23 protein-coding genes are annotated in these 22640 nt (G+C 69.4%); 7 read left to right on the top strand and 16 right to left on the bottom strand.

Features of this window, described 5'->3' with window-relative positions; all coding sequences use genetic code 11:
- Positions 1 to 3: 3 nt before the first annotated feature.
- The gene (locus tag N415_RS18460; RefSeq protein WP_068185068.1) at positions 4 to 519 is read right to left on the bottom strand and encodes an Lrp/AsnC family transcriptional regulator; all 516 of its coding nucleotides are present in this window, start codon (positions 517 to 519) and stop codon (positions 4 to 6) included.
- Positions 520 to 586: 67 nt separating this feature from the next.
- Here N415_RS18460 and ald point away from each other — a divergent pair, with 67 nt between their 5' ends.
- Positions 587 to 1753: an alanine dehydrogenase gene (ald, locus tag N415_RS18455; protein WP_068185065.1), complete on the top strand. Its 1167-nt coding sequence runs from the start codon at positions 587 to 589 to the stop codon at positions 1751 to 1753.
- Here ald and N415_RS18450 read toward each other — a convergent pair.
- The 5 genes from N415_RS18450 to N415_RS18430 all read right to left on the bottom strand — a co-directional run bounded on the left by N415_RS18450 (position 1694) and on the right by N415_RS18430 (position 8263).
- Entirely contained in the window at positions 1694 to 2716 is a 1023-nt protein-coding gene (locus N415_RS18450) for a nitronate monooxygenase (protein ID WP_068185061.1), read from the bottom strand. The two genes, ald and N415_RS18450, sit on opposite strands and share 60 nt — an antisense overlap.
- 60 nt (positions 2717 to 2776) lie before the next feature.
- Positions 2777 to 4138, bottom strand: coding sequence for a pitrilysin family protein (locus N415_RS18445; protein WP_068185059.1), 1362 nt, complete (start codon positions 4136 to 4138; stop codon positions 2777 to 2779).
- Positions 4119 to 6392 carry a polyribonucleotide nucleotidyltransferase gene (locus N415_RS18440; protein ID WP_161630325.1) on the bottom strand — a complete coding sequence of 758 codons (2274 nt, stop codon included), beginning with the start codon at positions 6390 to 6392 and terminating at the stop codon, positions 4119 to 4121. The genes N415_RS18445 and N415_RS18440 overlap by 20 nt, the downstream gene beginning before the upstream one ends.
- Positions 6393 to 6713: 321 nt before the next feature.
- Positions 6714 to 6983 (bottom strand): 30S ribosomal protein S15, encoded by a 270-nt coding sequence (rpsO, locus tag N415_RS18435; RefSeq protein WP_066928262.1) that lies wholly within the window; start codon positions 6981 to 6983, stop codon positions 6714 to 6716.
- Positions 6984 to 7288: 305 nt separating this feature from the next.
- Positions 7289 to 8263 (bottom strand): bifunctional riboflavin kinase/FAD synthetase, encoded by a 975-nt coding sequence (locus N415_RS18430; protein ID WP_068185054.1) that lies wholly within the window; start codon positions 8261 to 8263, stop codon positions 7289 to 7291.
- Between the two features lie 94 nt (positions 8264 to 8357).
- Here N415_RS18430 and mntR point away from each other — a divergent pair, with 94 nt between their 5' ends.
- On the top strand, positions 8358 to 9062 hold the full coding sequence (gene mntR / locus N415_RS18425; protein WP_068185051.1) for a manganese-binding transcriptional regulator MntR: 705 nt from the start codon (positions 8358 to 8360) through the stop codon (positions 9060 to 9062).
- Here the strand turns inward: mntR and N415_RS18420 are convergent.
- Positions 9059 to 10294: an acyl-CoA dehydrogenase family protein gene (locus N415_RS18420; RefSeq protein ID WP_068185048.1), complete on the bottom strand. Its 1236-nt coding sequence runs from the start codon at positions 10292 to 10294 to the stop codon at positions 9059 to 9061. The genes mntR and N415_RS18420 overlap by 4 nt on opposite strands.
- Positions 10295 to 10301: 7 nt before the next feature.
- Entirely contained in the window at positions 10302 to 11492 is a 1191-nt protein-coding gene (locus N415_RS18415) for a lipid-transfer protein (protein ID WP_068185045.1), read from the bottom strand.
- 166 nt (positions 11493 to 11658) lie between these two features.
- Here N415_RS18415 and N415_RS18410 point away from each other — a divergent pair, with 166 nt between their 5' ends.
- Positions 11659 to 12486: an SHOCT domain-containing protein gene (locus N415_RS18410; RefSeq protein WP_068185042.1), complete on the top strand. Its 828-nt coding sequence runs from the start codon at positions 11659 to 11661 to the stop codon at positions 12484 to 12486.
- Positions 12487 to 12490: 4 nt separating this feature from the next.
- On the opposite strand, the gene truB is transcribed toward N415_RS18410, so the two are convergent.
- The 3 genes from truB to N415_RS18395 are packed head-to-tail and all read right to left on the bottom strand — an operon-like array spanning position 12491 to position 15014.
- Entirely contained in the window at positions 12491 to 13372 is an 882-nt protein-coding gene (gene truB, locus N415_RS18405) for a tRNA pseudouridine(55) synthase TruB (protein ID WP_068185039.1), read from the bottom strand.
- Positions 13369 to 14052, bottom strand: coding sequence for a 4'-phosphopantetheinyl transferase (locus tag N415_RS18400; protein ID WP_068185037.1), 684 nt, complete (start codon positions 14050 to 14052; stop codon positions 13369 to 13371). The genes truB and N415_RS18400 overlap by 4 nt, the downstream gene beginning before the upstream one ends.
- Complete coding sequence (locus tag N415_RS18395) at positions 14049 to 15014, bottom strand: metallophosphoesterase (protein WP_068185035.1); 966 nt, start codon at positions 15012 to 15014, stop codon at positions 14049 to 14051. Before N415_RS18395 ends, N415_RS18400 begins: the two co-directional genes overlap by 4 nt.
- Before the next feature lie 128 nt (positions 15015 to 15142).
- Between N415_RS18395 and N415_RS18390 the strand changes: the two genes are divergently transcribed.
- Together N415_RS18390 and N415_RS18385 are read left to right on the top strand one after the other, a co-directional pair.
- Positions 15143 to 15718, top strand: a complete 576-nt coding sequence (locus N415_RS18390) for a hypothetical protein (protein WP_068185171.1) — start codon at positions 15143 to 15145, stop codon at positions 15716 to 15718.
- Positions 15719 to 15760: 42 nt separating this feature from the next.
- Positions 15761 to 17488, top strand: a complete 1728-nt coding sequence (locus tag N415_RS18385) for a CocE/NonD family hydrolase (RefSeq protein ID WP_068185168.1) — start codon at positions 15761 to 15763, stop codon at positions 17486 to 17488.
- On the opposite strand, the gene N415_RS18380 is transcribed toward N415_RS18385, so the two are convergent.
- Both N415_RS18380 and N415_RS18375 read right to left on the bottom strand, forming a co-directional pair.
- The gene (locus N415_RS18380) at positions 17447 to 17995 is read right to left on the bottom strand and encodes a DUF1802 family protein (RefSeq protein ID WP_068185033.1); all 549 of its coding nucleotides are present in this window, start codon (positions 17993 to 17995) and stop codon (positions 17447 to 17449) included. The two genes, N415_RS18385 and N415_RS18380, sit on opposite strands and share 42 nt — an antisense overlap.
- Positions 17992 to 18261, bottom strand: coding sequence for a DUF2277 domain-containing protein (locus N415_RS18375; RefSeq protein ID WP_068185030.1), 270 nt, complete (start codon positions 18259 to 18261; stop codon positions 17992 to 17994). Before N415_RS18375 ends, N415_RS18380 begins: the two co-directional genes overlap by 4 nt.
- Positions 18262 to 18401: 140 nt before the next feature.
- On the opposite strand from N415_RS18375, the gene N415_RS18370 reads away from it, so the two are divergent.
- The gene (locus N415_RS18370; RefSeq protein ID WP_068185028.1) at positions 18402 to 19148 is read left to right on the top strand and encodes an enoyl-CoA hydratase; all 747 of its coding nucleotides are present in this window, start codon (positions 18402 to 18404) and stop codon (positions 19146 to 19148) included.
- Positions 19149 to 19157: 9 nt separating this feature from the next.
- A complete protein-coding gene (locus tag N415_RS18365) occupies positions 19158 to 19733 on the top strand; it encodes a hypothetical protein (RefSeq protein WP_068185025.1) in 576 nt (191 codons plus the stop codon).
- Positions 19734 to 19740: 7 nt separating this feature from the next.
- Here N415_RS18365 and N415_RS18360 read toward each other — a convergent pair whose 3' ends face one another.
- The 3 genes from N415_RS18360 to infB form a co-directional block, all read right to left on the bottom strand.
- Positions 19741 to 20751, bottom strand: coding sequence for a bifunctional oligoribonuclease/PAP phosphatase NrnA (locus N415_RS18360; RefSeq protein ID WP_152531467.1), 1011 nt, complete (start codon positions 20749 to 20751; stop codon positions 19741 to 19743).
- Positions 20726 to 21208, bottom strand: coding sequence for a 30S ribosome-binding factor RbfA (gene rbfA, locus N415_RS18355; RefSeq protein ID WP_068185022.1), 483 nt, complete (start codon positions 21206 to 21208; stop codon positions 20726 to 20728). Before rbfA ends, N415_RS18360 begins: the two co-directional genes overlap by 26 nt.
- 51 nt (positions 21209 to 21259) lie before the next feature.
- The coding region (gene infB / locus N415_RS18350; RefSeq protein WP_068185018.1) for a translation initiation factor IF-2 at positions 21260 to 22640 on the bottom strand (1381 nt) is incomplete at its 5' end.

The following is a 22640-nucleotide window of genomic DNA, read 5'->3' as shown; positions in this document are numbered from 1 at the left end:
AGGCTAAATCGGTGCCGCACCACGAAGATGTTCGAAAATCAGCGACGTCTGGGTGCCCGCGACGTCGGCATCGGCGTTGAGGTTTTCGACGACGAACGAGCGGAGGTCCTCGGTGTCGCGGGCGGCGACGTGCAGGATGAAATCGTCTGCGCCGGCGAGGAAATAGACGTCCATGACCTGCCGCCGGGTGCGGATCTGCTGGATGAAGCTGCGGATCTTGCCGCGCGCATTGGACTGCAGGGTGACCGAGACCATCGCCTGCAGCGGCAGCCCGACGGCGACCGGATCCACGTCGGCGTAGAAGCCGCGGATTACGCCGAGGTCCACCAGCCGCCGAACCCGGCCGTGGCATGTCGACGGCGCGATCCCGACCGCCTCGGCGAGCGCGTTGTTGGTGATGCGCGCATCGGCGTGCAGCAAGGCCAGGATTTTGCGGTCGACCGCATCGAGGGGCGCGGGTCGAACATCCTTCGGCGGGTCGGCGGCCCTGCCCTTCTGTTCGGGAGATGGATCGGGCACAACACGAGTCTACAGAATTATCATCAGCATGTTTGCTGCACTCTCGAACTTTCTTCACACTTGACGCATGCGCGTCGGGATCCCCACCGAGACCAAAACCAACGAATTCAGGGTGGCCATCACCCCGGCCGGTGTGGCGGAATTGACCCGCCGCGGCCACGAGGTCCTCGTCCAGTCCGGCGCCGGGGAAGGCTCGGCGATCCCCGACGCGGAGTTCAAGGCCGCGGGCGCCGACCTGGCCGGCGCCGCCGAACAGGTGTGGGCCGATGCCGACCTGCTGCTCAAGGTCAAGGAGCCGATACCGTCCGAATACGGACTGCTGCGCCGCGGCCAGGTCCTGTTCACCTACCTGCATCTGGCGGCCTCACGCGCCTGCACCGACGCCCTGTTGGCCGCCGGCGCGACCTCGATCGCCTACGAGACGGTCCAGACCGCCGACGACGCGCTGCCCTTGCTGGCCCCGATGAGCGAGGTCGCCGGACGGCTCTCCGCTCAGGTCGGCGCCTATCACCTGATGCGCACCAAGGGCGGGCGCGGCGTGCTGATGGGCGGGGTGCCGGGCGTCAAGCCCGCCGACGTCGTGGTGATCGGGGCCGGCACGGCCGGCTACAACGCCGCCCGGGTCGCGAGCGGCATGGGCGCGACCGTCATGGTGTTCGACGTCAACATCGCCAAGCTCCGGCTGCTGGACGCGGAGTTCGCGGGCCGCGTCGGCACCCGATACTCGTCGGCCTACGAGCTCGAGGGTGCCGTTAAGCGGGCCGACCTGGTGATCGGCGCCGTCCTGGTGCCCGGCGCCAAGGCCCCCACGCTGATCTCGAATTCCCTTGTCGCGCAGATGAAGCCGGGGGCGGTGCTGGTGGACATTTCCATCGACCAGGGCGGCTGCTTCGAGGATTCCCGGCCCACCACGCATGACGATCCGACGTTCGCGGTGCACGACACCCTGTTCTACTGCGTGGCGAACATGCCCAGCGCCGTGCCCAAGACGTCGACCGTCGCGCTGACCAACGCGACGATGCCGTACGTGCTCAGGCTGGCCGACGCCGGCTGGCGGGCGGCGTGCCGGTCGGATCCCGCTCTGGCCAAGGGCCTTTCGACGCACGACGGGATGCTGCTGTCCGAGCGGGTGGCCACCGACCTCGGCCTGCCCCACACCGACCCGGCGAGCCTGCTAGACGTCGAGGCCGGCGACGATGTCGGCCACCGGCCCCGGTCGGGCATCACCGAATGACGTTCCGGCCCAAAGGGTCATCCCGTCCGGGTCTTCCCGTTCGGTGGCGGCTTCCCGGATCGGCAAGGTCATCTGGTTGACCTCGGGATAACCGAGCGGGGCGACCGTGTCGAGGCGCCGGATGAAATCGTTTTCCAGGCTGCGCGCGTACCGACCCGAGAACGCGCGCGAGACGATGGTCTTGCCGAAAAGCTGGTTCTTCATGGCGGTGCGATGGGCCTGGCTGGTGCCGGCCTCGTTGGACAGCAGCAGCGCGGTGCCGACCTGCGCCGCCACCGCTCCCCGGCGCAGCACGCCCGCGACGTCTTCGGCGGTGCCCAGCCCGCCCGCCGCGATGATCGGGATGTCGCGGTGCGCCCGGTGGATCCGATCGATCAGCTGGTGCAGCGACTCGGTGCCCGGTTCCATGTCCGGAGCGAAGGTGCCGCGGTGCCCGCCCGCGTCGGGCCCCTGGACCACCAGGCTGTCCGCGCCCGCGGCGACGGCGATCCCGGCCTCGTACGGCGACGTCACCGTGACCATCACGAGCAATCCCTGCGCGCTGAGCCGGCGGATCACGTCCGGCGGCGGGACACCGAAGGTGAAGGAGACCAGCTCGGGGTGGACGTCGGATACCACCTCGAGCTTGCGCTCCCAGTCGTCGTCGTCACCGAACTCGGGCCGACCGACCTCGCACTGGTAGTGGTCGGCGATGTTTTCAAGTTCCTCGGCGTAGTAGTCCAGCGCGATCCAGTCGGCGACGCTGGGCTGGGGCACCAACAGGTTCACGCCGAGCGGGCCCGTCGTCAGGGCGCGCGCGGCGGCGATGTCCTCGGCCAGCCGCTCGGCGCTGATGTACGCGCCGGGGAGGAAGCCGAGCCCGCCCGCGTTGGAGACCGCCGCGGCCAGCGCCGGGGTGCCGGGACCGCCGGCCATCGGCGCACCCACGATGGGCACCGCGATATCCCAAAAGCCGAGGACCATGCGGCTAGTTCGCTGACGGCGAGCGCCGGCACGGCGCGAGTGAGGAGGCGGACATGCGGCCTAAGATACCATCGCCCGAAGTTGTTGGGGCAGCGATCGTTTCGACGCATACGGGCCCAGAACGGCGGCGCCGTAGCGCTTGCCCAGCAGCCGGCGGGCCACCGCGTTGACCTGCTCGACGGTCACCGCGTCGATCTGCTGCAGGGTGTGTTCGATGCTGCGGTGTTTGCCGTAGTTCAGCTCGCTGCGTCCGATGCGGCTCATGCGGGAGCCGGAGTCCTCCAACCCCAGGACCAGCCCGCCGCGCAGGGACCCCTTGGCGATGCGGCATTCCGCCTCGGTGATGCCGTCGCGCGCGACCGCGTCGAGAACGTCGCTGGTGACCCGCATGACGTCGGTGAAACGCTCGGGCAGGCACGCGGCGTACACGGACAGCGAGCCGCTGTCGGCGAAGATGTCCACCGCCGAGTAGACCGAATAGGCCAGGCCGCGCAGCTCGCGGACCTCCTGGAACAGCCTGGAGCTCAGGCCCCCGCCCAGCGCGGTGTGCAGCACCGACAGCGCCCAGCGATGCTCCCAGCTGCGGCCGGGGGTGCGGACGCCCAGCGTCACGTGGGTCTGCTCGGCATCCCGGTTGACCAGCGCCAGCCCAGGCTGGCCGGTGACCCGCCCGGCGCCCTTGCGGGGAGCGATCGGCTGCCGCCCGCGGATCAGGTGCGGCCCGAAGTGCTCGCGCACCAGCGCGACCACCTGTTCGTGATCGACGTTGCCGGCGACCGCGACCACCATCCGTTCGGGGGTGTAGCGCCGCACGTGAAACGAGTGCAGTTGGCCCCGCGTCATCGCCGAAACCGAACGCGCGGTGCCGATCACGGGCCGGCCCACGGGGTGGTCACCGAAGAGCGCCGACAGGAAAATGTCGCCCAGCGCGTCCTCGGGGTCGTCGTCACGCATGGCGATCTCTTCGAGGACGACGTCGCGTTCCAGCTCCACGTCCGCCGCGGCGCAGCGTCCGTTGAGCACCACGTCGGCGACCAGGTCGATCGCCAGCTCCAGGTCGCTGTCGAGCACGTGCGCGTAGTAGCAGGTGTGCTCCCTGGCGGTGAACGCGTTCAGCTCGCCCCCGACGGCGTCCATCGCCTGGGCGATGTCGACGGCCGTGCGGGTGGGGGTCGACTTGAACAGCAGGTGCTCGAGGAAGTGCGCCGCCCCGGCCACGGTGGCGCCCTCGTCGCGCGATCCGACGCCGACCCACACCCCGACCGAGGCCGAGCGCACCGCGGGCAGGTGCTCGGTGACCACGCGCAGGCCCCCCGGCAGTGTGGTGCGGCGGACGGCCTTGTGGTCGGCGCTCACCTCGGCGATCTGCGTGCCGCGACGCAGGGACGCCGGTGCTGGCTTCCTAAACGGAGCTGGTGGCATCGGCCGGTGCGGGCGTGGCGGGCGGCGTCTCCGCTGATTCCGCTGAGTCCTCGTCGGCCACCAGGACCAGCGAGATCTTGCCCCGCTTGTCGATGTCGGCGATCTCCACCCGCAGCTTGTCGCCGACGTTCACCACGTCCTCGACCTTCGCGATGCGCTTGCCCTTGCCGAGCTTGGAGATGTGCACCAGCCCGTCGCGGCCGGGCAACAACGACACGAACGCGCCGAAATCCGTTGTCTTGACCACGGTTCCGAGGAAGCGCTCGCCCACGGTCGGCAGCTGCGGGTTGGCGATGGCGTTGATCCGGTCGATCGCGGCCTGCGCTGAGGGCCCGTCGGTGGCGCCGACGAACACGGTGCCGTCGTCCTCGATGGAGATCTGCGCGCCGGTCTCCTCGGTGATGGCGTTGATGACCTTGCCCTTGGGGCCGATGACCTCGCCGATCTTGTCCACCGGGACCTTGATCGTGGTCACCCGCGGCGCGTAGGGGCTCATCTCGTCGGGCGCGTCGATGGCCTCGGCCATCACCTCGAGGATGGTCAGGCGCGCGTCCTTGGCCTGCGCCAGCGCGCCCGCCAGCACCTGCGACGGGATGCCGTCGAGCTTGGTGTCCAGCTGCAGCGCGGTGACGAAGTCCTTGGTGCCGGCGCACTTGAAGTCCATGTCGCCGAACGCGTCCTCGGCACCCAGGATGTCGGTCAGGGTGACGAAGCGACGCTCGGTCTTACCGTCGACCTCGACGTCGTCGGAGACCAGGCCCATTGCGATGCCGGCCACCGGCGCCTTGAGCGGCACACCGGCGTTGAGCAGCGCCAGGGTGGACGCGCAGACGGAGCCCATCGAGGTCGAGCCGTTGGAGCCCAACGCCTCAGACACCTGGCGGATGGCGTACGGGAATTCCTCGACGCTGGGCAGCACCGGGATCAGGGCGCGCTCGGCGAGCGCGCCGTGCCCGATCTCGCGGCGCTTGGGCGAACCGACCCGGCCGGTCTCGCCGGTGGAGAACGGCGGGAAGTTGTAGTGGTGCATGTAGCGCTTGGACGTTTCCGGTCCCAGCGAGTCGATCTGCTGGGCCATCTTGACCATGTCGAGCGTGGTGACCCCGAGGATCTGGGTCTCGCCGCGCTCGAACAGCGCGCTGCCGTGCGCCCGCGGAACGACGGCGACCTCGGCCGACAGCGCACGGATGTCGGTGATGCCGCGGCCGTCGATGCGGAAGTGGTCGGTCAGGATGCGCTGGCGGACCAGCTTCTTGGTCAGCGAGCGGAACGCGGCGCTGACCTCTTTCTCGCGGCCCTCGTAGGTTTCGGCCAGCCGCTGCAGCACCTCGGCCTTCAGCTCGTCGGTGCGCGCGTCGCGCTCGGCCTTGCCGCCGATGGTCAGCGCCTTGGCCAGCTCGTCGGTCGCGATTGAGGCGACCGAGTAATAGACGTCCTCCTGGTAGTCCGGGAACGTCGGGTACTCACCGACGGGCTTGGCGGCCGCGTCGGCCAACTCCTGCTGCGCGGTGCACAGCACGTTGATGAACGGCTTGGCGGCCTCCAGGCCTTGCGCCACAACGGTTTCCGTCGGCGCCTGGGCGCCGCCCTCGACCAGTTCGATGACCTTGTCGGTGGCCTCCGCCTCGACCATCATGATGGCGACGTCTTTGGCGTCACCGTCGCCGACTATCCGGCCGGCGACGACCATGTCGAACACGGCGCGCTCGAGCTGCTCGACGGTCGGGAAGGCGACCCAGGTGCCGTCGATCAGCGCCACCCGCACTCCCCCGATGGGGCCGGTGAACGGCAGGCCACTTATCTGGGTGGAGGCCGACGCGGCGTTGATCGCCAGCACGTCGTACAGGTCGTTGGGGTCCAGGCTCAGGATCGTCACCACGACCTGGATCTCGTTGCGCAGCCCGTTGACGAACGACGGGCGCAGCGGGCGGTCGATGAGCCGGCAGGTCAGGATCGCGTCGGTGGACGGGCGTCCCTCACGCCGGAAGAACGAGCCGGGGATGCGGCCCGCGGCGTACATCCGCTCCTCGACGTCGACGGTGAGCGGGAAGAAGTCGAAGTGCTCCTTGGGGCTCTTGCTGGCGGTGGTCGCCGAGAGCAGCATGTTCTCGTCGTCCAGGTAAGCGACCACGGCGCCGGCGGCCTGCTGGGCCAACCGACCGGTCTCGAAACGTACGGTGCGGGTGCCGAAGCTCCCGTTGTCGATGGTGGCGGTCGCCTCGTACACGCCCTCTTCAATTTCAGCTACAGACATGGGTGTCCGTATGGCCTCTCTGGGTATTGAGCTGTTTCGCGTCGTCACGCGCGAGTAACCCGAGAGCTTCCCTGAAAGGAAGAAGTCTGAATGCGGCTACGGCCATCGATCGAAGCGGCCGACCTGCCCCAGATCCGGAGAGCCCGGCAGCCACTACCGAAGACCGCCCGATGCAGACTGGGCTGCTCCCTTGTGACTTGCTGGAACGGCCTACGCGGATCTGCGCAAACCGCACCGTTTGCTCGGGCCGAACCGGCCCAGAACGCTCCTACTCTACACGGGCGAACTTGGCCGGCCAGCCCCACTGGCGATTTGCCAGCGTCAGCGACGCAGGCCCAGGCGCTCGACGAGCGAGCGGTAGCGCTCGACGTCGATCTGGGACACGTACTTCAGCAGCCGGCGGCGCCGGCCCACCAGCAGCAGCAGTCCGCGCCGCGAGTGGTGGTCGTGCTTGTGCACCTTGAGGTGCTCGGTCAAATCGGCGATCCGCCTGGTCAGCAGCGCGACCTGGGCCTCCGGGGACCCGGTGTCGGTCTCGTGCAGGCCGTAGGAGGTCAGGATCTCCTTTTTTTGCTCGGCTGTAAGCGCCACGAAAATATCTCCATCAATTGGTCCGCGATCAGTGGAATTCACGGCGCGGCCACCGCGAACCGCAGCACGCGCCGATGTCGTCAGGCAGTTTATCAGCGGCGCATCCCCGGGGCACAAACGACGAACCTCCGACGCCGCATCCTTCACTTTTGCCTCATTGGTCCCTGGCCGGGAGAGCACTGCGTGTGCCCGCCTTCCAGCGACAACGGCCGCAGACGGCACCGACGACGGGCCGTTGTCGCTTTGAGGTGGGCACACAGGGCGCCGCCGCGCGCAGAGACTGATGTGGCATGTGACTACAGAGATCAACCCGCCGACAGCAGGTTGCGCGCCCGCTCGGTGTCGTCCCCCATCGCGGCGACGAGGCCCTTCACCGTCTCGAACTTGCGCTGGCCGCGGATGCGCGCGACGAAGTCCAGCGCCACGTGCTGTCCGTACAGGTCGGCCGCGGTGTCCAGGACGAACGCCTCGACGGTGCGGGTGCGCCCCGAGAAGGTGGGATTGGTGCCGATGGACACCGCGGCCTGGTAGCGCTCGCCCGGCACGACGGTGCCAGTCACCGGCCCGTGTCCGAGCACGGTGAACCAGGCCGCGTACACGCCGTCGGCCGGGATGGCCGAGTGCATCGGGGGCGCCACGTTCGCGGTGGGAAAGCCCAGCTCCGCGCCGCGACCCTCGCCGCGGACGACGACGCCCTCGACGCGGTGCGGGCGGCCCAGCGCCTCCGTCGCCGCCACCATGTCGCCGGCGTCGACGCAGGACCGGATGTAGGTGGACGAGAACGTCACGGTCTCGTTGCTGTGGTGCTCGGACAGCAGCGACATCGACTCCACGGCGAAGCCGAACCGCTCGCCGGCCTTGCGCAGGGTGGCGACGGTGCCGGCGGCCTTCTTGCCGAAGGTGAAGTTCTCCCCGACCACGACCTCGACCACGTGCAGGTTCTCCACCAGCAGCTCGTGGACGTAGCGCTCCGGGGTGAGCTTCATGAAGTCGGTGGTGAACGGCATCACCAGGAAGACGTCGATGCCAAGCTCTTCGACCAGCTCCGCGCGGCGGGTCAGCGTCGTCAGCTGCGCCGGGTGGCTGCCGGGATAGACCACTTCCATCGGGTGTGGGTCGAACGTCATCAGCACCGTCGGCACGTTGCGCGCGCGGCCGGCCTTCACCGCGTGCGCGATCAGCTCGGCGTGGCCGCGGTGCACACCATCGAACACCCCGATGGTGACCACGCATCTGCCCCAGTCCGTGGGAATCTCGTCTTGGCCGCGCCACCGCTGCACGATGGCAAGCCTACGATGCCGGGCGCGAACATGGGGTGACGAGATCCCGGCGCCGCACGCCGAATCAGGTGTGGGTTGCCTAAACTCTCTGGTTGTGAGGGCTGACGACGAGCCAGGCGGCATCACCGCGGTCGGCCAGGACTACCTGAAGGTCATCTGGAATGCCCAGGAGTGGTCGCCGGACGGGGCCCCGCAGAAGGTCAGCACCAAGATGCTGGCCGACCGGATCGGGGTGTCGGCCAGCACCGCGTCGGAGTCGATCCGCAAGCTCGCCGAGCAGGGCCTGGTCGACCACGAGAAGTACGGCGCGGTCACGCTGACCGAGGCGGGGCGCCGCGCGGCCCTCGAGGTGGTGCGCCGGCACCGGTTGTTGGAGACCTTCCTGGTCAACGAGCTGGGCTACCGCTGGGACGAGGTGCACGACGAGGCCGAGGTGCTCGAGCATGCGGTGTCGGACCGGCTGGTGGCCCGCATCGACGCCAAGCTGGGCTACCCGCAACGCGACCCGCACGGCGACCCGATTCCGGCCTCCGACGGTCAGGTCCCCACCCCGCCGGCCCGCCAGCTGTGGGCGTGCCGTGACGGGGACAGCGGGACGGTGGCCCGCATCTCCGACGCCGACCCGGAGATGCTGCGGTATTTCACCGGCGTCGGGATACAGCTCGACTCGCGGCTTCGGGTGCTGACCCGCCGGGAATTCGCCGGAATGATCTCGGTGGCGATCGAGTCCGCCGACGGCGCCGAGAGCACGGTCGACCTCGGCAGCCCGGCCGCGCGGGCGATTTGGGTCGTCGCTTAGCTCAACAGCCCCTTGGCGATGTGGGTGACCTGCACCTCGTTGCTGCCGGCGTAGATCATCAGCGACTTCGCGTCGCGGGCCAGCTGTTCCACGCGGTACTCGGCCATGTAGCCGTTGCCGCCGAACAGCTGCACGGCCTCCATCGCGACGTCGGTGGCCGCCTCCGACGAGTACAGCTTGATCGCCGACGCCTCGGCCAGCGACAGCGGTTTGCCCGCCTGCTGCCGCTCGATGGTGTGAAACACCATGTTCTGCACGTTCATTCGGGCGATCTCCATCTTGGCCAGCTTGAGCTGGATCAGCTGGAACTGCCCGATGTTCTTGCCCCACAGCGTGCGGGTCTTCGCGTAATCCACGCACAGCCGGTGGCATTCGTTGATGATGCCCAGCGCCATCATCGCGATCCCGATCCGTTCGGCGGCGAAATTGTCGCGGGCGCTGTCGCGGCCGTCGCCGTCGGCCTCGCGCTGATTCTCGCCGAGCAGGCGATCGGGGGTCAGCCGCACGTTGTCGAAGAACAACTCGCCTGTCGGTGAGGACATCATGCCCATCTTCTTGAACGGCTTGCCCTGCGTCAGGCCCGGCATTCCCGCGTCCAGCACGAAGATCAGCACGGGGCGGTTGCGTCGGTCCACCGTGGCGTCACCCTCGTCCAGTTTGGCGTAGACCACCAGCACATCGGCGCAGGGCCCGTTGGTGATGAACGTCTTCTGGCCGTTGAGGATGTAATCTTCGCCGTCGCGCTTGACCGTCGTCTTCATGCCGCCGAACGCATCGGAGCCCGAGTCCGGCTCGGTGATGGCCCACGCCGCAATCTTTTTCAGCGTCATCAGGTCGGGCAGCCAGCGTTCTTTCTGGGCCAGCGTGCCGCGGCTCATGATGGTCGCCGCCCCCAGGCCGAGGCTGACCGACGCCGTGCTCAGCAATCCGATGCTGACCCTGGCGATTTCGGACACCAGCACCGCGACCATCGACCCCTGGGCACCCATTCCGCCGGAATCGCCCGCGCCGTCGTGCTTTTCGTTCTTTCCCGCGCGTTCGCGCTCCAGCATCTTCTTGACCGACTCGGCCGCCATGACGTCGAGGCCGAACTGGCTGAACAACTTTCGCGCGATCGGGTAGGGCGACAGCTCACCGCTTTCCAGTTCGTCCAGATGCGGGCGGATCTCCTTGTCCACGAACTGGCGAACCGCATCCCGAACCATCAGGTCGGTGTCGGACCATTCGAACATGGCGCCCTTAGCGTTCGGCGCGCTGATAGGCGGTGACGACGGCAGCGCCGCCCAGCCCGATGTTGTGCTGTAGCGCGGCGTTGACGTTGTCCACCTGACGCTTGTCGGCGGTGCCGCGCAGCTGCCAGGTCAGCTCGGCGCACTGCGCCAGCCCAGTCGCGCCCAGCGGGTGTCCCTTCGAGATCAGCCCGCCGGACGGGTTGACCACCCAGCGCCCGCCGTAGGTGGTGTCGCCGTTGTCGACCAGCTTGGGTGCCTCGCCCGGACCGCACAGGCCGAGGGCCTCGTACAGCAGCAGTTCGTTGGCCGAGAAGCAGTCGTGCAGCTCGATCACCTGGAAGTCCTCCGGGCCCAGCCCGGACTGGTCGTAAACCTGTTGCGCGGCTTGGACATTCATGTCGTAGCCGATGAGGTTCTTGGCGCTGCCGTCGAACGTCGACGCGAAGTCGGTGGTCATCGCCTGGCCGACGATCTCGACCGCCTGGCCGGCCAACCCGTGCTGGTCGACGTAGCTCTCCGAGGCCAGGATCGCCGCGCCCGAACCGTCCGAGGTCGGCGAGCACTGCAGCTTGGTCAGCGGGTCGGAGATCATCCGCGCGGCCAGGATGTCGTCGAGCGTGTAGGACTCCTGGAACTGCGCGTACGGGTTGTTGACGGAGTGCTTGTGGTTCTTGTAGCCGATCTTGGCGAAGTGCTCGGCGGTGCTGCCGTACTGGCGCATGTGCTCGCGGCCGGCGGCGCCGAACATCCACGGCGCGACGGGCATCGCGAACTCGTCGATCTCGGCCATCGCCTTGACGTGCTTGCCCATCGGCGATTCGCGGTCCTGGGCGCCGCCGCTGAGCGAGCCCGGTTGCATCTTCTCGAATCCGAGCGCGATCGCGCAGTCGACTATCCCGCCGCGGATGGCCTGCGCCGCCAGGAAAAGCGCGGTCGAGCCGGTCGAGCAGTTGTTGTTGACGTTGACGATCGGGATGCCGGTCATGCCCAGCTCGTAGAGCGCCCGCTGGCCCGACGTCGAGTCGCCGGCGACGTAGCCGACGTAGCCCTGCTGCACGTCGCGGTAGTCGACACCGGCGTCGGCGAGCGCGTTGGTGCCCGACTCCCGCGCCATGTCCGGGTAGTCCCAGCCCTCACGGCGGCCCGGCTTCTCGAATTTCGTCATGCCGACGCCGACGACGTAAACCTTGTTGGACATAGCTCGCGCCTTCCGAATGGTGGGCTTTTTTGACACCCGTCTAGGCGGCAGCTTAGCTCTGCGGGTTGGTCACCCGGAACCCCGGCTGCGACGCCGTCATCCCATGCTCATCGCCACCCGTTTTGCGTAGGCTCGAACCAGTACCGACGACGAAAGATTCACGACTATGAAGGCAACGGTTACCCCCGAGGCCGCCGACGCGATTGCCGAGATCGCCAAGCGCCATGGGCTCTCCCAAGAAGCGGTGCTTTCGATGCTGGTCGCGCTGCGCATCGGTGGCGGCACGATGGCCCAGTTCTCCATCCCCGAGCTCGGCGGCAACGGGCAGTGGATGCGGGGCGGCATGACGATGGTCGGCAACATGTTCGACAACGCGCTCAAGGCCCGCGTCGACGCGCTGTGCAACGAGCTGGCCCAGCTGCTCGCCACCACCGCGGTATTTCCCGCCCCGCCCCCGGACTCCCCGGCCGCGTACGCCTCGAACAACTGGTGGCCGGCCGACCTCGGGGTGCCGAGTTCGGTCGGCGGACAGAACGACGTGCGCTACGCGTTCTTCCCGAGCACGCGGCGCCTGGCCATCCACATCAACGGCGTCACAAGGATTTTCGACACCGGCGAGCACCAAATCGGCGGTGTGCAACAGCAGCAGGGCGCCGGCTACAGCTCGGTGAGCTTCACCAGCCAGTTCGGCACCTTCGGCGTGTCGAGTCTGAGTGAGGTCGGTGCGCATCAGGCAGGTCAGACCCGGCAGACTCCTAGCGCGGCGCCCGCCCCCGGCTACCAGGCGCAGTACCAGTCCGGCCCGACGCCACAGTTCGCGCCGGAGGTGCAATTCCCACCCGAGGCAGCGGCCGCCAAACAACCTGCCGGCCCACCGGAGGACTCCGCGGCAATCGTCGCGGCCATCGAATCGCTGGCCGGCCTGCACGAGCGCGGCATCCTGTCCGACGAGGAGTTCGCCGCGAAGAAGACCGAACTGCTCGGCCGGCTCTGACGGGTCAGAGCGTGGCCGGGCGGAGCACCACGACGGACCTGGTCCGCGGCCCCTCGTCGCGCAGCAGCGCGATCACTCGGCCGTCCGCGTCTGTGGCGGCGTAGACGCCGTCGATGCCGGCCGGCGCCAGGGCCCTGCCGTTGCCCGCCGCTAGGGCCTCCCCGGCGGACAGGTCGCGGCGCGGAAACATCAGCAAGCACGCGTCATCCAAGGTCAAGGTCAGCCGCGGCGCCTCGGCGAGATCGTCGAGAGTGTGCGCCTGGTCCAGCGAGAAGCGCCCGACGCGGGTGCGCCGCAACGCCGTCAGGTGCCCGCCCACGCCCAGCGCGGCGCCCAGATCGCGGGCCAGCGCGCGGATGTAGGTCCCGGACGAGCAGTCGACCTCGACGTCGACGTCGACGTCCTCGTCGTGGCGCTGGACGCGCAACACCTCAAACCGGTCGATGCGCACCGGCCGAGCCGCCAGCTCGACCATTTGGCCCTCGCGGACCAGCCGATAGGCGCGGCGGCCCTCCACCTTGATCGCGCTGACGGCCGACGGGACCTGCTCGATGTCCCCGCGCAGCCCGGCGACTGCGGCGGCGATCTCCTCATCGGTCACGTGTGCGGCCGAAACCGATTGCAGCACTTCGCCTTCGGCGTCCTCGGTGGAGGTGGTCTGACCCAACCGGATGGTGGCGGCGTACGACTTCGACGCCCCGGTGAGCAGGCCGAGGATCTTGGTGGCCCGCTCGACGCCGATCACCAGCACGCCGGTGGCCATCGGGTCCAGCGTCCCCGCGTGCCCCACCCGGCGGGTGGCAAAGATGCGGCGGCAGCGACCCACGACGTCGTGACTGGTCATGCCGGCCGGCTTGTCGACCACGACTATGCCCGGTCCGGTCATAGGACGATGCCGGTGAGCACCAGTCCCCGCTCGACCGACCAGCGGCCTCGCAGCGCGGTCAGCGGCGGACCCGACAGCGCGGCGCCGTCGATCAGGATCTTGGAGACGAACGTCCCGGTGCCGCCCCCGCGTGAATCAGGGTCGAACACGATGTGGGCGTCCTCGAAACCCAGCCAGCGCTCGGTCAGCGGGAACCACGCCTTGTAGGTTGCTTCCTTGGCGCAGAACAGGATCCGATCCCAGTGCAGGCCGGCGGGCAACGCGGCGATCTCCTGGCGTTCGTCGTCGAGGGCGATCGCGCCCAGGACGCCGTCGGGCAGCACGTCGTGCGGTTCGGCGTCGATGCCCACCGAGCGCACCGCGCCCGCGCGCCCCACCACCGCGCCGCGGTAGCCCGTGCAGTGGGTGAGGCTGCCCACCACACCGTCGGGCCAGCAGGGTTGGCCCTTCTCGCCCTTGAGGATCGGCACCGGCGGCACGCCGAGCTCGCGCATCGCGATGCGGGCGCAGTGCCGCACGGTGATGAACTCGTTGCGCCGCTTGGCGACCGACTTGGCGATCAGCGGCTCCTCTTCGGGCAACGGGGTCAGGCCCGGCGGGTCGGAATACACCTCCGCGTACGCGAGATCCTGCGATGCGGTGTCGGGCAAGACCGCCGACACCAGCGTGCGGGCCGTCATCGAGACTGCCGCTGCCGCACTCGTTCCCGGAATTGCTGGGCCTGACGGCGCATCTCGGGGGTGATCACGAAGTGGCCGCCGAAGTCGTTGAGGTAGCCCGGCGCGTACTGGGGATCCGGCAGCACCTGGCGCAGCCAGCTGTACGGCTTGCGGCGGCGCCACTCCCGCGGGTAACCCACCGACACCTCCTCGAAGCGCACGTCGTCGTACCAGGTGGTGCGCGGAATGTGCAGGTGCCCGTACACCGAACAGATCGCGTTGTAGCGGGTGTGCCAGTCGGCGGTCTTGGTGGTGCCGCACCACAGCGAGAACTCCGGGTAGAACAACGCGTCGCAGGGGTCGCGCACCAATGGGAAGTGGTTCACCAGCACGGTCGGTGTCATCCAGTCCAGCTGTTCGAGGCGGGCGCGGGTGGCGGCCAGTCGCTCGCGACACCAGGCCTCCCGGGTGGCGTACGGCTCGGACGAGAGCAGGAACTCGTCGGTGGCCACCACGTTGCGCTGCCGCGCGATCGCCAGGCCCTCGGCTTTGCTCGTCGCCCCCTCGGGCAAGAAGGTGTAGTCGTAGAGCAGGAACATCGGCACGATCGTGGCCGGGCCGCCGCGCTCGGTCCAAACCGGAAACGGATGCTCGGGCGTGACCACGCCCATCTCGTCGCACATGTTGACCAGGTAGTCGTAGCGTGCCTTGCCGAAGATCTGCACGGGATCGCGGGTGGTGGTCCACAGCTCGTGGTTGCCGGGCACCCAGATCACCTTGGCGAACCGGCGCCGCAGCACGTCAAGCGCCCAGCGGATGTCGTCGGTGCGTTCGGCGACGTCGCCGGCGACGATCAGCCAGTCGTCCGGCGACGACGGGTACAGCGATTCGGTGACCGGCTTGTTGCCCAGGTGACCGGTGTGCAGGTCGGAAACCGCCCACAGCGTCGGCTGCGCACCATTACTCGATTCCCGGCTCGCCACGACTAACCAGCCTAACGACCCGCGGCGATGAGCCGGTTTCCGCCAGGCCCTTGCCCGCGGGATTAGAACGTGTTCTCTTTTCACTGCGGGGGCTCTACACTCCCGGCAAGGGAGGGTAGGACATGTCGGTGATCGCCAAGCTGCGGCTGGTTTCGGCGCTGGGTGCGCTGGCCACGGCGCTGGTCGCGGGTTGGCAAAGCGCCCCGCCGGGCCCGAACGGCGGTGGTCCGGTCGAGCTGCGGTCGACGGCCGAACCGATGGAGACCACCATGAAGAGTCCCATCGTGGCCACCACCGACCCGCGTCCCTTCGACGCCTGCGAGGACATCCCGTTCGACGTCGTGCAGCGGCTCGGGTTGGGATTCACGCCACCCGAACACGAGGACGGGCTGCGCTGCCACTTCGACGCGGGCAACTACCAGCTGGCCGTCGAGCCCATCATCTGGCGCACCTACGAGCAATCGCTGCCCGCCGACGCGATCGAGACCACGATTGCGGGGCACCGCGCGGCGCAGTACTGGGTGATGAAGCCGACCTACCACAACAGCTTCTGGTTCTTCTCCTGCATGGTCGCGTTCAAGACCAGCTACGGGGTCCTGCAGCAGGCGCTGTACTACTCGGCCGTCTACTCCAACCCGGAGGTGGACTGCATGTCCACCAATCTGCAGCGCGCCAACGACCTCGCGCCCTACTACAAGTTCTGATAAAGCCGCCCGGCGTCGGGGGAAAAACCTAGTGTGGGGTCGGTGAGCACCACCTCGACTCGCCCCGCTCAGCCCAACCCGCGCACGCTGGGACGGGTCGGCGACGCCGCGCTCGGCCGGCTGTTGGGCCTGCCCCGGGCCACCACCGAGTACACCGTGAAGCGCGTCGACGTGCCGATGCGCGACGGGGTCACGCTGGCGGCCGACCACTACGCGCCGGTCACCTCCAGCCCCGCGGGCACCCTGCTCGTCCGCGGACCCTATGGGCGAGGGTTTCCGTTTTCGCACGCCTATGCCCGGGTGCACGCCGCCCGCGGCTACCACGTCGTGCTGCAGAGCGTGCGCGGGACATACGGGTCGGGCGGGGATTTCGATCCGATGGTCAACGAGGCCGCCGACGGCGCCGACACGGTCGTCTGGCTGCGCGAGCAGCCCTGGTTCACCGGCCGATTCGGCACCGTCGGGGTGTCCTACCTGGGCTTCACCCAGTGGGCGCTGCTGCAAGACCCGCCACCGGAGCTGGCCGCGGCCGTGATCACCGCGGGCCCACACGATTTCAACGCCTCGGTGTGGGGCACCGGCTCGTTCGCCGTCAACGACTTCCTGGGCTGGAGCGATCTGGTCGCTCACCAGGAGGACCCGCGAGGAATCAAGATGGCGCTGCGCCAGCTGCAGGCCCGGCGCAAGGTGGCCGAGGCGGCGGGTGCGCTGCCCCTGGGCACCGCCGCCCGGGCGATGCTCGGCGAGGGCGCGCCGTGGTTCGAATCGTGGATCGAACACCACGAGCGGGACGACGTGTTCTGGGACGCCCGGCGGTTCACCGACGCGCTGGACCGGGCGCGGGTGCCGGTGCTGCTCATCGGCGGCTGGCAGGACATCTTCATCCGGCAGACGCTGCAGCAGTATGCCCAGCTGCGCGGCCGCGGTGTCGAGGTCGCGCTCACCATCGGCCCGTGGACGCACACCCAGTTGCTCGGCAAGGCGCTCCCGATCAGCGCGCGCGAGACGCTGGACTGGCTGGACGCCCACCTGCGCGGCGAGCCCCAGCGCCGGCCGAGCAGCGTGCACGTGTACGTCACCGGCGCGGACAAGGGCCAAGCCTGGCGCCACCTGCCCGACTGGCCGCCTGCCACCACCGAACGGGCGTTGCACCTGCGCCCCGGCGGGCACCTGGGCGAGACCGCGCCGACCCCGGATGGGTTGGCCCCGGCCACATTTCGCTCCGACCCAGCCGACCCGACGCCCACCACCGGCGGCCCGCTGCTGTCCACGAACGGGGGCTACCGCGACGACACCCGCCTCGCCTCGCGCGACGACGTCCTGGCGTTCACCAGCCTCACGCTCACCCACGACCTCTACGTGTACGGGACCCCCGTGGTCGAGCTGGCGCACAGCTCCGACAACCCCCACGTCGATCTGTTCGTTCGGGTCAGCGAGGTGGACGCCAAGGGCCGCTCCCGCAATGTCAGCGACGGCTACCGGCGATTGGGCGCCGCCGACGCCGCCGCCGGGACCGAGATCGTGCGGGTGGAGCTCGACGGGATCGCCCACCGCTTCCGCGCCGGCTCACGCATCCGCGTCCTGATCGCGGGCAGCTGGTTTCCACGCTTCGCGCGCAACCTTGGCTCCGCCGAACCGTTGTTGACGGCCGGGCAGGCCACACCGGCCACGCACTTTGTGCACTACGGGCTTTCCCGGCTGCTACTTCCCGAGGGCCCCGCCGATCCGCTAGCCGACCGCGTCGCGGACCCGCAGCGCCACCCGGCGTAGCGCGGCCTCGTCGTGCACCGGCGCGGCAAAGCGAACGTCGGCCAGCGGCAGCTGCGTCCAACTGGTGCAGCCGCCGTACTCGGGGGCCCGCGGGATCCGCACCGGCTCGGCCAACGGGATCACCGACACCACCAGCACCGCCAGCTTGTGCTTGGGGCGGAAGTCCAGCCGATCCTCGCGCACCGACTCGGCGGTCCAGATGTGCAGGTCCTCGATCGCCGGCAGGCCATCCGGCCGGTTGACCTCTTGCGCCGCAACGACTTTCGCTGCTGCGCGCAGCACCAGGTGGTCGTCGGTGCTGTCGGCGGCCCCGGCGTCGAGCAGGTCGCGGTGCTCGGGCCGGACGCGCTGGGCGTGGCTGTGGGCGACGGTCGGGAACAGCAAGAACTCCCGGGCCGCGAGCTCGAACCGCTTTTCGCCGATGCCGCCCTTGCGCAGCAGCACCCGCTGGCGGCCGTCGAGCAGCGCGTGCACGACGGCGCTCCACTCCTTGAGCGCGGGTGTCATTTCGCGTTGGCGAGGCGGGCCCGCACCTCCGGGCGGCGCAACGGCGGCACGGTCTTCGGTGGCTGGCGCCGCGGCGGCAGAGCCGCCAGCAATCGCGCCGTCGTCTCGGTGACCTCGGCGACCGCGGCCTCGAACGCGTCGACATTGGCGGCCGAGGGGCGGGTGATGCCGCTGACCTTGCGCACATACTGGCGCGCCGCCGCCGCGACTTCCTCCGGGGTGGCCTCGGGCTGCAGGCCCCGCAGTTCGGTGATGTTCCGGCACATGGTCTCAACGATAAATGCGCCAGCCGCGAGCCTGCGTTCAGCGCATCGAGACTGCGGTCAGATCGAGTATTTTCGGCGCAGCGACGCTCTCAGCGCAGACTCGGCGAATTCGGGCGATCCCGGCTGACTACGGTGAACACATGACAGACGTCCTGCTGATCGAGACCGACGAGCGGGTGCGCACCCTGACCCTCAACCGTCCCGAGGCGCGCAACGCGCTGTCCTCGGCGCTGCGGGACCGCTTCTTCGGGGCCCTGGCCGACGCCGAGACCGACGACGGCGTCGACGTCGTCATCGTCACCGGCGCCGACCCGGTGTTCTGCGCGGGGCTGGACCTCAAGGAGCTGGGCAGCGACACGGCGCTCCCCGACATCTCGCCGCGCTGGCCGGCGCTGACCAAGCCGGTGATCGGCGCGATCAACGGCGCCGCGGTCACCGGCGGGCTGGAGCTGGCCCTGTACTGCGACGTCCTGATCGCCTCCGAGCAGGCCCGCTTCGCCGACACGCACGCCCGGGTGGGCCTGCTGCCGACCTGGGGACTGACCGTGCGGCTCCCCCAGAAGGTGGGCGTCGGCCTGGCCCGGCGGATGAGCCTGACCGGGGACTACCTGTCGGCCGCCGACGCGCTGCGCGCCGGCCTGGTGACCGAGGTGGTGCCGCACGACCGGCTGCTGCCCACCGCCCGCCAGGTGGCGGCGTCGATCGTCGGCAACAACCAGAACGCGGTGCGGGCCTTGCTGGCGTCCTATCACCGCATCGACGACACGCACACCAGCACCGGGCTGTGGCTGGAGGCCACGGCCGCCCGGCAGTTCCGCACCAGCGGCGACGACATCGCCGCCAACCGCGACGCGGTGCTGCAGCGCGGGCGGGCCCAGGTGCGTTAGGAGGAAACGATGCGTGCTCGCCGCTACGCCCTGCGTGCCCTCGGCGGCCTGATCCTGGCGGCCGCCGCGATCGCGGCGCCCGCGCCGCACGCCGGCGCGGTGCCACCCCCGGGCTTCCCCAACCTCGACGGCTTCACCTCCGTCGCCGCGGACGGCTACGCCACCACGCCCCAGGGCAGCGCGACCCGGATCAGCTTTGCGCCCACGCCGACGCTGGTGTGCGACTTCTACGGCGGAACGGCGCCCCCGCCGCAACCGTCACAGGACATCAAGTGCAGCGGCGACATGCCCGGGATGGACGACGTGCCGTTTCCCGGCGGCGGGCACACGAAGCCGGGTGACTGCGTCGTGGGCGCGGTGAATTTCAAGGGGCCGGGCTACGAGCTAAGCCGCATGACCTACAGCGGGTGCGAAGGCAACCCGCCCCCGTTGACATCCGGCGGCAAGCCGTTGGCGGCGGGACAGAAGGTGTCATACCTGAACGTGACGTGCGCCGTGGGCGCCGACAACCTGGTGGCCTGCCTGGACACCACCAGCGGCGACCACGGTTTCGTGCTGCAGCGCGCGGGAAGCTGGGCGTTCTAGCCCGCGGTTAGCCGAGCGCCGCGCGCAGCGACGCGACCGCGTCGTCGATCGAACCGACGGTCGAATAGCCGGCGGCCAGCCTGTGGCCCCCGCCGCCGAACTCCGACGCGACGGCCGCCAGATCCACCTGCGCCTTGGCCCGCATCGACACCGACCAGTGCTGCGGGTCGACCTCCTTGAACACCGCCGCCACCTCCGCCTGCTGCGTGGTGCGCACGATGTCGACGATGCTCTCGACTTCCTCGGCGCGCGAACTGATCCAGTCCCGATGCTCGACGACCGCGTACACCAGCCCGCGGCCGCCGGCCGCGTCCGGCACCAGTTGCGCCGAGCCCAGCACCCGCGACAGCAGCGGCAGCCACCCGAACGGGTGGGTGTCCATCAGCGTCCGGCTGACCGCGGCGTTGTCGACGCCGAGGTCGACCAGCCGCGCCGCCAGCCGAAGCGCCCGGGCGCTGGCCCAGCGGAACGACCCGGTGTCGGTCGTCAGGCCGGCGTAGATGCAGTGCGCGACGTCACGGTCGATCGGCTCGTCCCACGCATCGAGGATGTCCGCGATCATCATCGTCGTGGAGTCCGCCGACACGTCGATGAAGTTGGCGCTGCCGAACAGATCGTTGGAGGCGTGGTGGTCGATGACCAGCGACGGGCGGCCCGGGCCGGCCAGATCGCTCAGCTCCCCGAGCCGCTTGACGCTCGGAACGTCAACGGTCACAACCAAATCGACATCGCGGCGCAGCTCGTCCGGGCGCACCAGCAGCTCACAGCCGGGCAACGAGGCCAGCGACTCGGGCAGCGACGCCGGCGCGGCGAAGCTGACCTCGACGCGCTTGCCGCACCGGTCCAGCACCAGCGCTAACGCCAGCCCCGCGCCGATGGTGTCGGCGTCGGGGTGGACGTGGGCGATCACCGCGATCGACTCGGCGCGCGACAGCAACTCGACGGCGCCGCCGGCGTCGACACGTGCCCCGATCCGCGGGGCACTGGCCAGGTCAGTCTTCGGGTCGATCGTCGTCACCGGCGTTCCTGTCGCTCCCGTCCCCGGCCCCGCTTACCCGGTATGGATCGGCCTCCCCGGCCGGCTTGGCACCCGAGCGAACCCGCGCGAGATCGGCGTCCGCGGCGCGGGCACGCTGCAGCAACTCGTCCATCCGTTGCACGCTGTCGGCCGTCGTGTCACGGGTGAACGTCAGCGTCGGCGTGAAGCGCACGCCGGTGCCGGCCCCGACCTTGGTGCGCAGCGCCCCCTTGGCACGCTCCAGCGCGGCCGCCGCGGCGGCGTAGTCGGGCTCGTCGTCCAGCGTGCGGCCCATCACCGTGTAGAACACGGTCGCGTCGTGCAGGTCGGCGGTCACCTTCGCGTCGACGATGGTCACCCCGTCCAGGCCCGGATCCTTGATCTCGAACTCGATCGCCGAGGCGACGATCGTGAAGATCCGTTTGGCCAACCGGCGCGCCCTTGCGGGGTCAGGCATGATTCACCGCCTCTTCCTCATCACTTCGTTCTGCATCGTCAGCGGTGGCAATCAGGCGCGTTCCTTCTGCACCAGCTCGTAGGACTCGATGATGTCGCCTTCCTTGATGTCGTTGTAGCCCAACGTCATACCGCATTCGAAGCCCTCGCGCACCTCGGTCACGTCGTCCTTCTCCCGGCGCAGCGAGGTGATCGTGAGGTTGTCAGCGACCACGATGTTGTCCCGCAGCAGCCGGGCCTTCGCGTTGCGGCGCACCACACCCGAGCTGATCATGCAGCCGGCGATGAGGCCGACCTTCGAGGACCGGAAGATCGCCCGGATCTCGGCGCGGCCCAGCTGGTTCTCCTCGTAGATCGGCTTGAGCATGCCGCGCAGGGCCTTCTCGATCTCGTCGATCGCCTGGTAGATCACCGAGTAGTAGCGGATCTCCACGCCCTCGCGGTTGGCCAGCTCCGTCGCCTTGCCCTCGGCACGCACGTTGAACCCGATGATGATCGCGTCCGACGCCGACGCCAGGTTGACGTTGGTCTCGGTGATGCCGCCGACGCCGCGGTCGATGACGCGCAGCGCCACCTCGTCGTCGACCTGGATGCCCATCAGGGCCTCCTCCAGCGCCTCGACCGTACCGGCGTTGTCGCCCTTGAGGATCAGGTTCAGCTGGCTGGTTTCCTTCAGCGCGGCATCCAGATCGTCCAGGCTGATCCGCTTGCGCGAGCGGGCCGCCAGGGCGTTGCGCTTGCGGGCGCTGCGCCGGTCGGCGATCTGCCGCGCGATGCGGTCCTCGTCGACGACCAGGAAGTTGTCACCGGCGCCGGGCACCGACGTGAACCCGATGACCTGCACCGGCCGCGACGGCAGCGCCTCCTCGACGTCCTCGCCGTGCTCGTCGACCATCCGGCGGACGCGGCCGTAGGCGTCGCCGGCCACCACCGAGTCGCCGACCCGCAGCGTGCCGCGCTGCACCAGCACCGTGGCGACCGGCCCGCGGCCGCGGTCCAGGTGCGCCTCGATCGCCACGCCCTGCGCCTCCATGTCGGGGTTGGCCCGCAGGTCCAGGGCGGCGTCCGCGGTCAGCAGCACCGCCTCCTCCAGCGCCTCGATGTTGGTGCCCACCTTCGCCGAGATGTCCACGAACATCGTGTCACCGCCGAATTCCTCTGGGACCAAACCGAATTCGGTGAGCTGCCCGCGGATCTTCTGCGGGTCGGCGCCCTCCTTGTCGATCTTGTTCACCGCCACCACGATCGGCACGTCCGCGGCCTGCGCGTGGTTGATGGCCTCCACCGTCTGCGGCATCACGCCGTCGTCGGCGGCGACCACCAGGATCGCGATGTCGGTCGCCTTGGCACCGCGGGCACGCATGGCGGTGAACGCCTCGTGGCCCGGGGTGTCGATGAAGGTGATCAGCCGCTCGGTGCCGTCCAGGTCGACG

It is taken from the genome of Mycobacterium sp. UM_CSW, assembly GCF_000455205.1.
GTDB lineage: Bacteria > Actinomycetota > Actinomycetes > Mycobacteriales > Mycobacteriaceae > Mycobacterium.
Note: the sequence above shows the minus strand (reverse complement) of the source record. Positions and strands in the feature narration are given on the sequence as shown.

Excerpts from the sequence above, each read along its gene's own strand:
- N415_RS18380 (WP_068185033.1), bottom strand. The coding sequence starts at position 17,995 with ATGACACCCGCGCTCAAGGAGTGGAGCGCCGTCGTGCACGCGCTGCTC.
- N415_RS18400 (WP_068185037.1), bottom strand. The coding sequence starts at position 14,052 with ATGACGGCCCGCACGCTGGTGTCGGCGGTCTTGCCCGACACCGCATCG.
- N415_RS18450 (WP_068185061.1), bottom strand. The coding sequence starts at position 2,716 with ATGGTCCTCGGCTTTTGGGATATCGCGGTGCCCATCGTGGGTGCGCCG.
- N415_RS18415 (WP_068185045.1), bottom strand. The coding sequence starts at position 11,492 with ATGTCCAACAAGGTTTACGTCGTCGGCGTCGGCATGACGAAATTCGAG.
- N415_RS18410 (WP_068185042.1), top strand. The coding sequence starts at position 11,659 with ATGAAGGCAACGGTTACCCCCGAGGCCGCCGACGCGATTGCCGAGATC.
- N415_RS18365 (WP_068185025.1), top strand. The coding sequence starts at position 19,158 with ATGCGTGCTCGCCGCTACGCCCTGCGTGCCCTCGGCGGCCTGATCCTG.
- truB (WP_068185039.1), bottom strand. The coding sequence starts at position 13,372 with ATGACCGGACCGGGCATAGTCGTGGTCGACAAGCCGGCCGGCATGACC.
- ald (WP_068185065.1), top strand. The coding sequence starts at position 587 with ATGCGCGTCGGGATCCCCACCGAGACCAAAACCAACGAATTCAGGGTG.
- N415_RS18370 (WP_068185028.1), top strand. The coding sequence starts at position 18,402 with ATGACAGACGTCCTGCTGATCGAGACCGACGAGCGGGTGCGCACCCTG.
- N415_RS18440 (WP_161630325.1), bottom strand. The coding sequence starts at position 6,392 with ATGTCTGTAGCTGAAATTGAAGAGGGCGTGTACGAGGCGACCGCCACC.
- N415_RS18420 (WP_068185048.1), bottom strand. The coding sequence starts at position 10,294 with ATGTTCGAATGGTCCGACACCGACCTGATGGTTCGGGATGCGGTTCGC.
- N415_RS18445 (WP_068185059.1), bottom strand. The coding sequence starts at position 4,138 with ATGCCACCAGCTCCGTTTAGGAAGCCAGCACCGGCGTCCCTGCGTCGC.
- rbfA (WP_068185022.1), bottom strand. The coding sequence starts at position 21,208 with ATGCCTGACCCCGCAAGGGCGCGCCGGTTGGCCAAACGGATCTTCACG.
- N415_RS18375 (WP_068185030.1), bottom strand. The coding sequence starts at position 18,261 with ATGTGCCGGAACATCACCGAACTGCGGGGCCTGCAGCCCGAGGCCACC.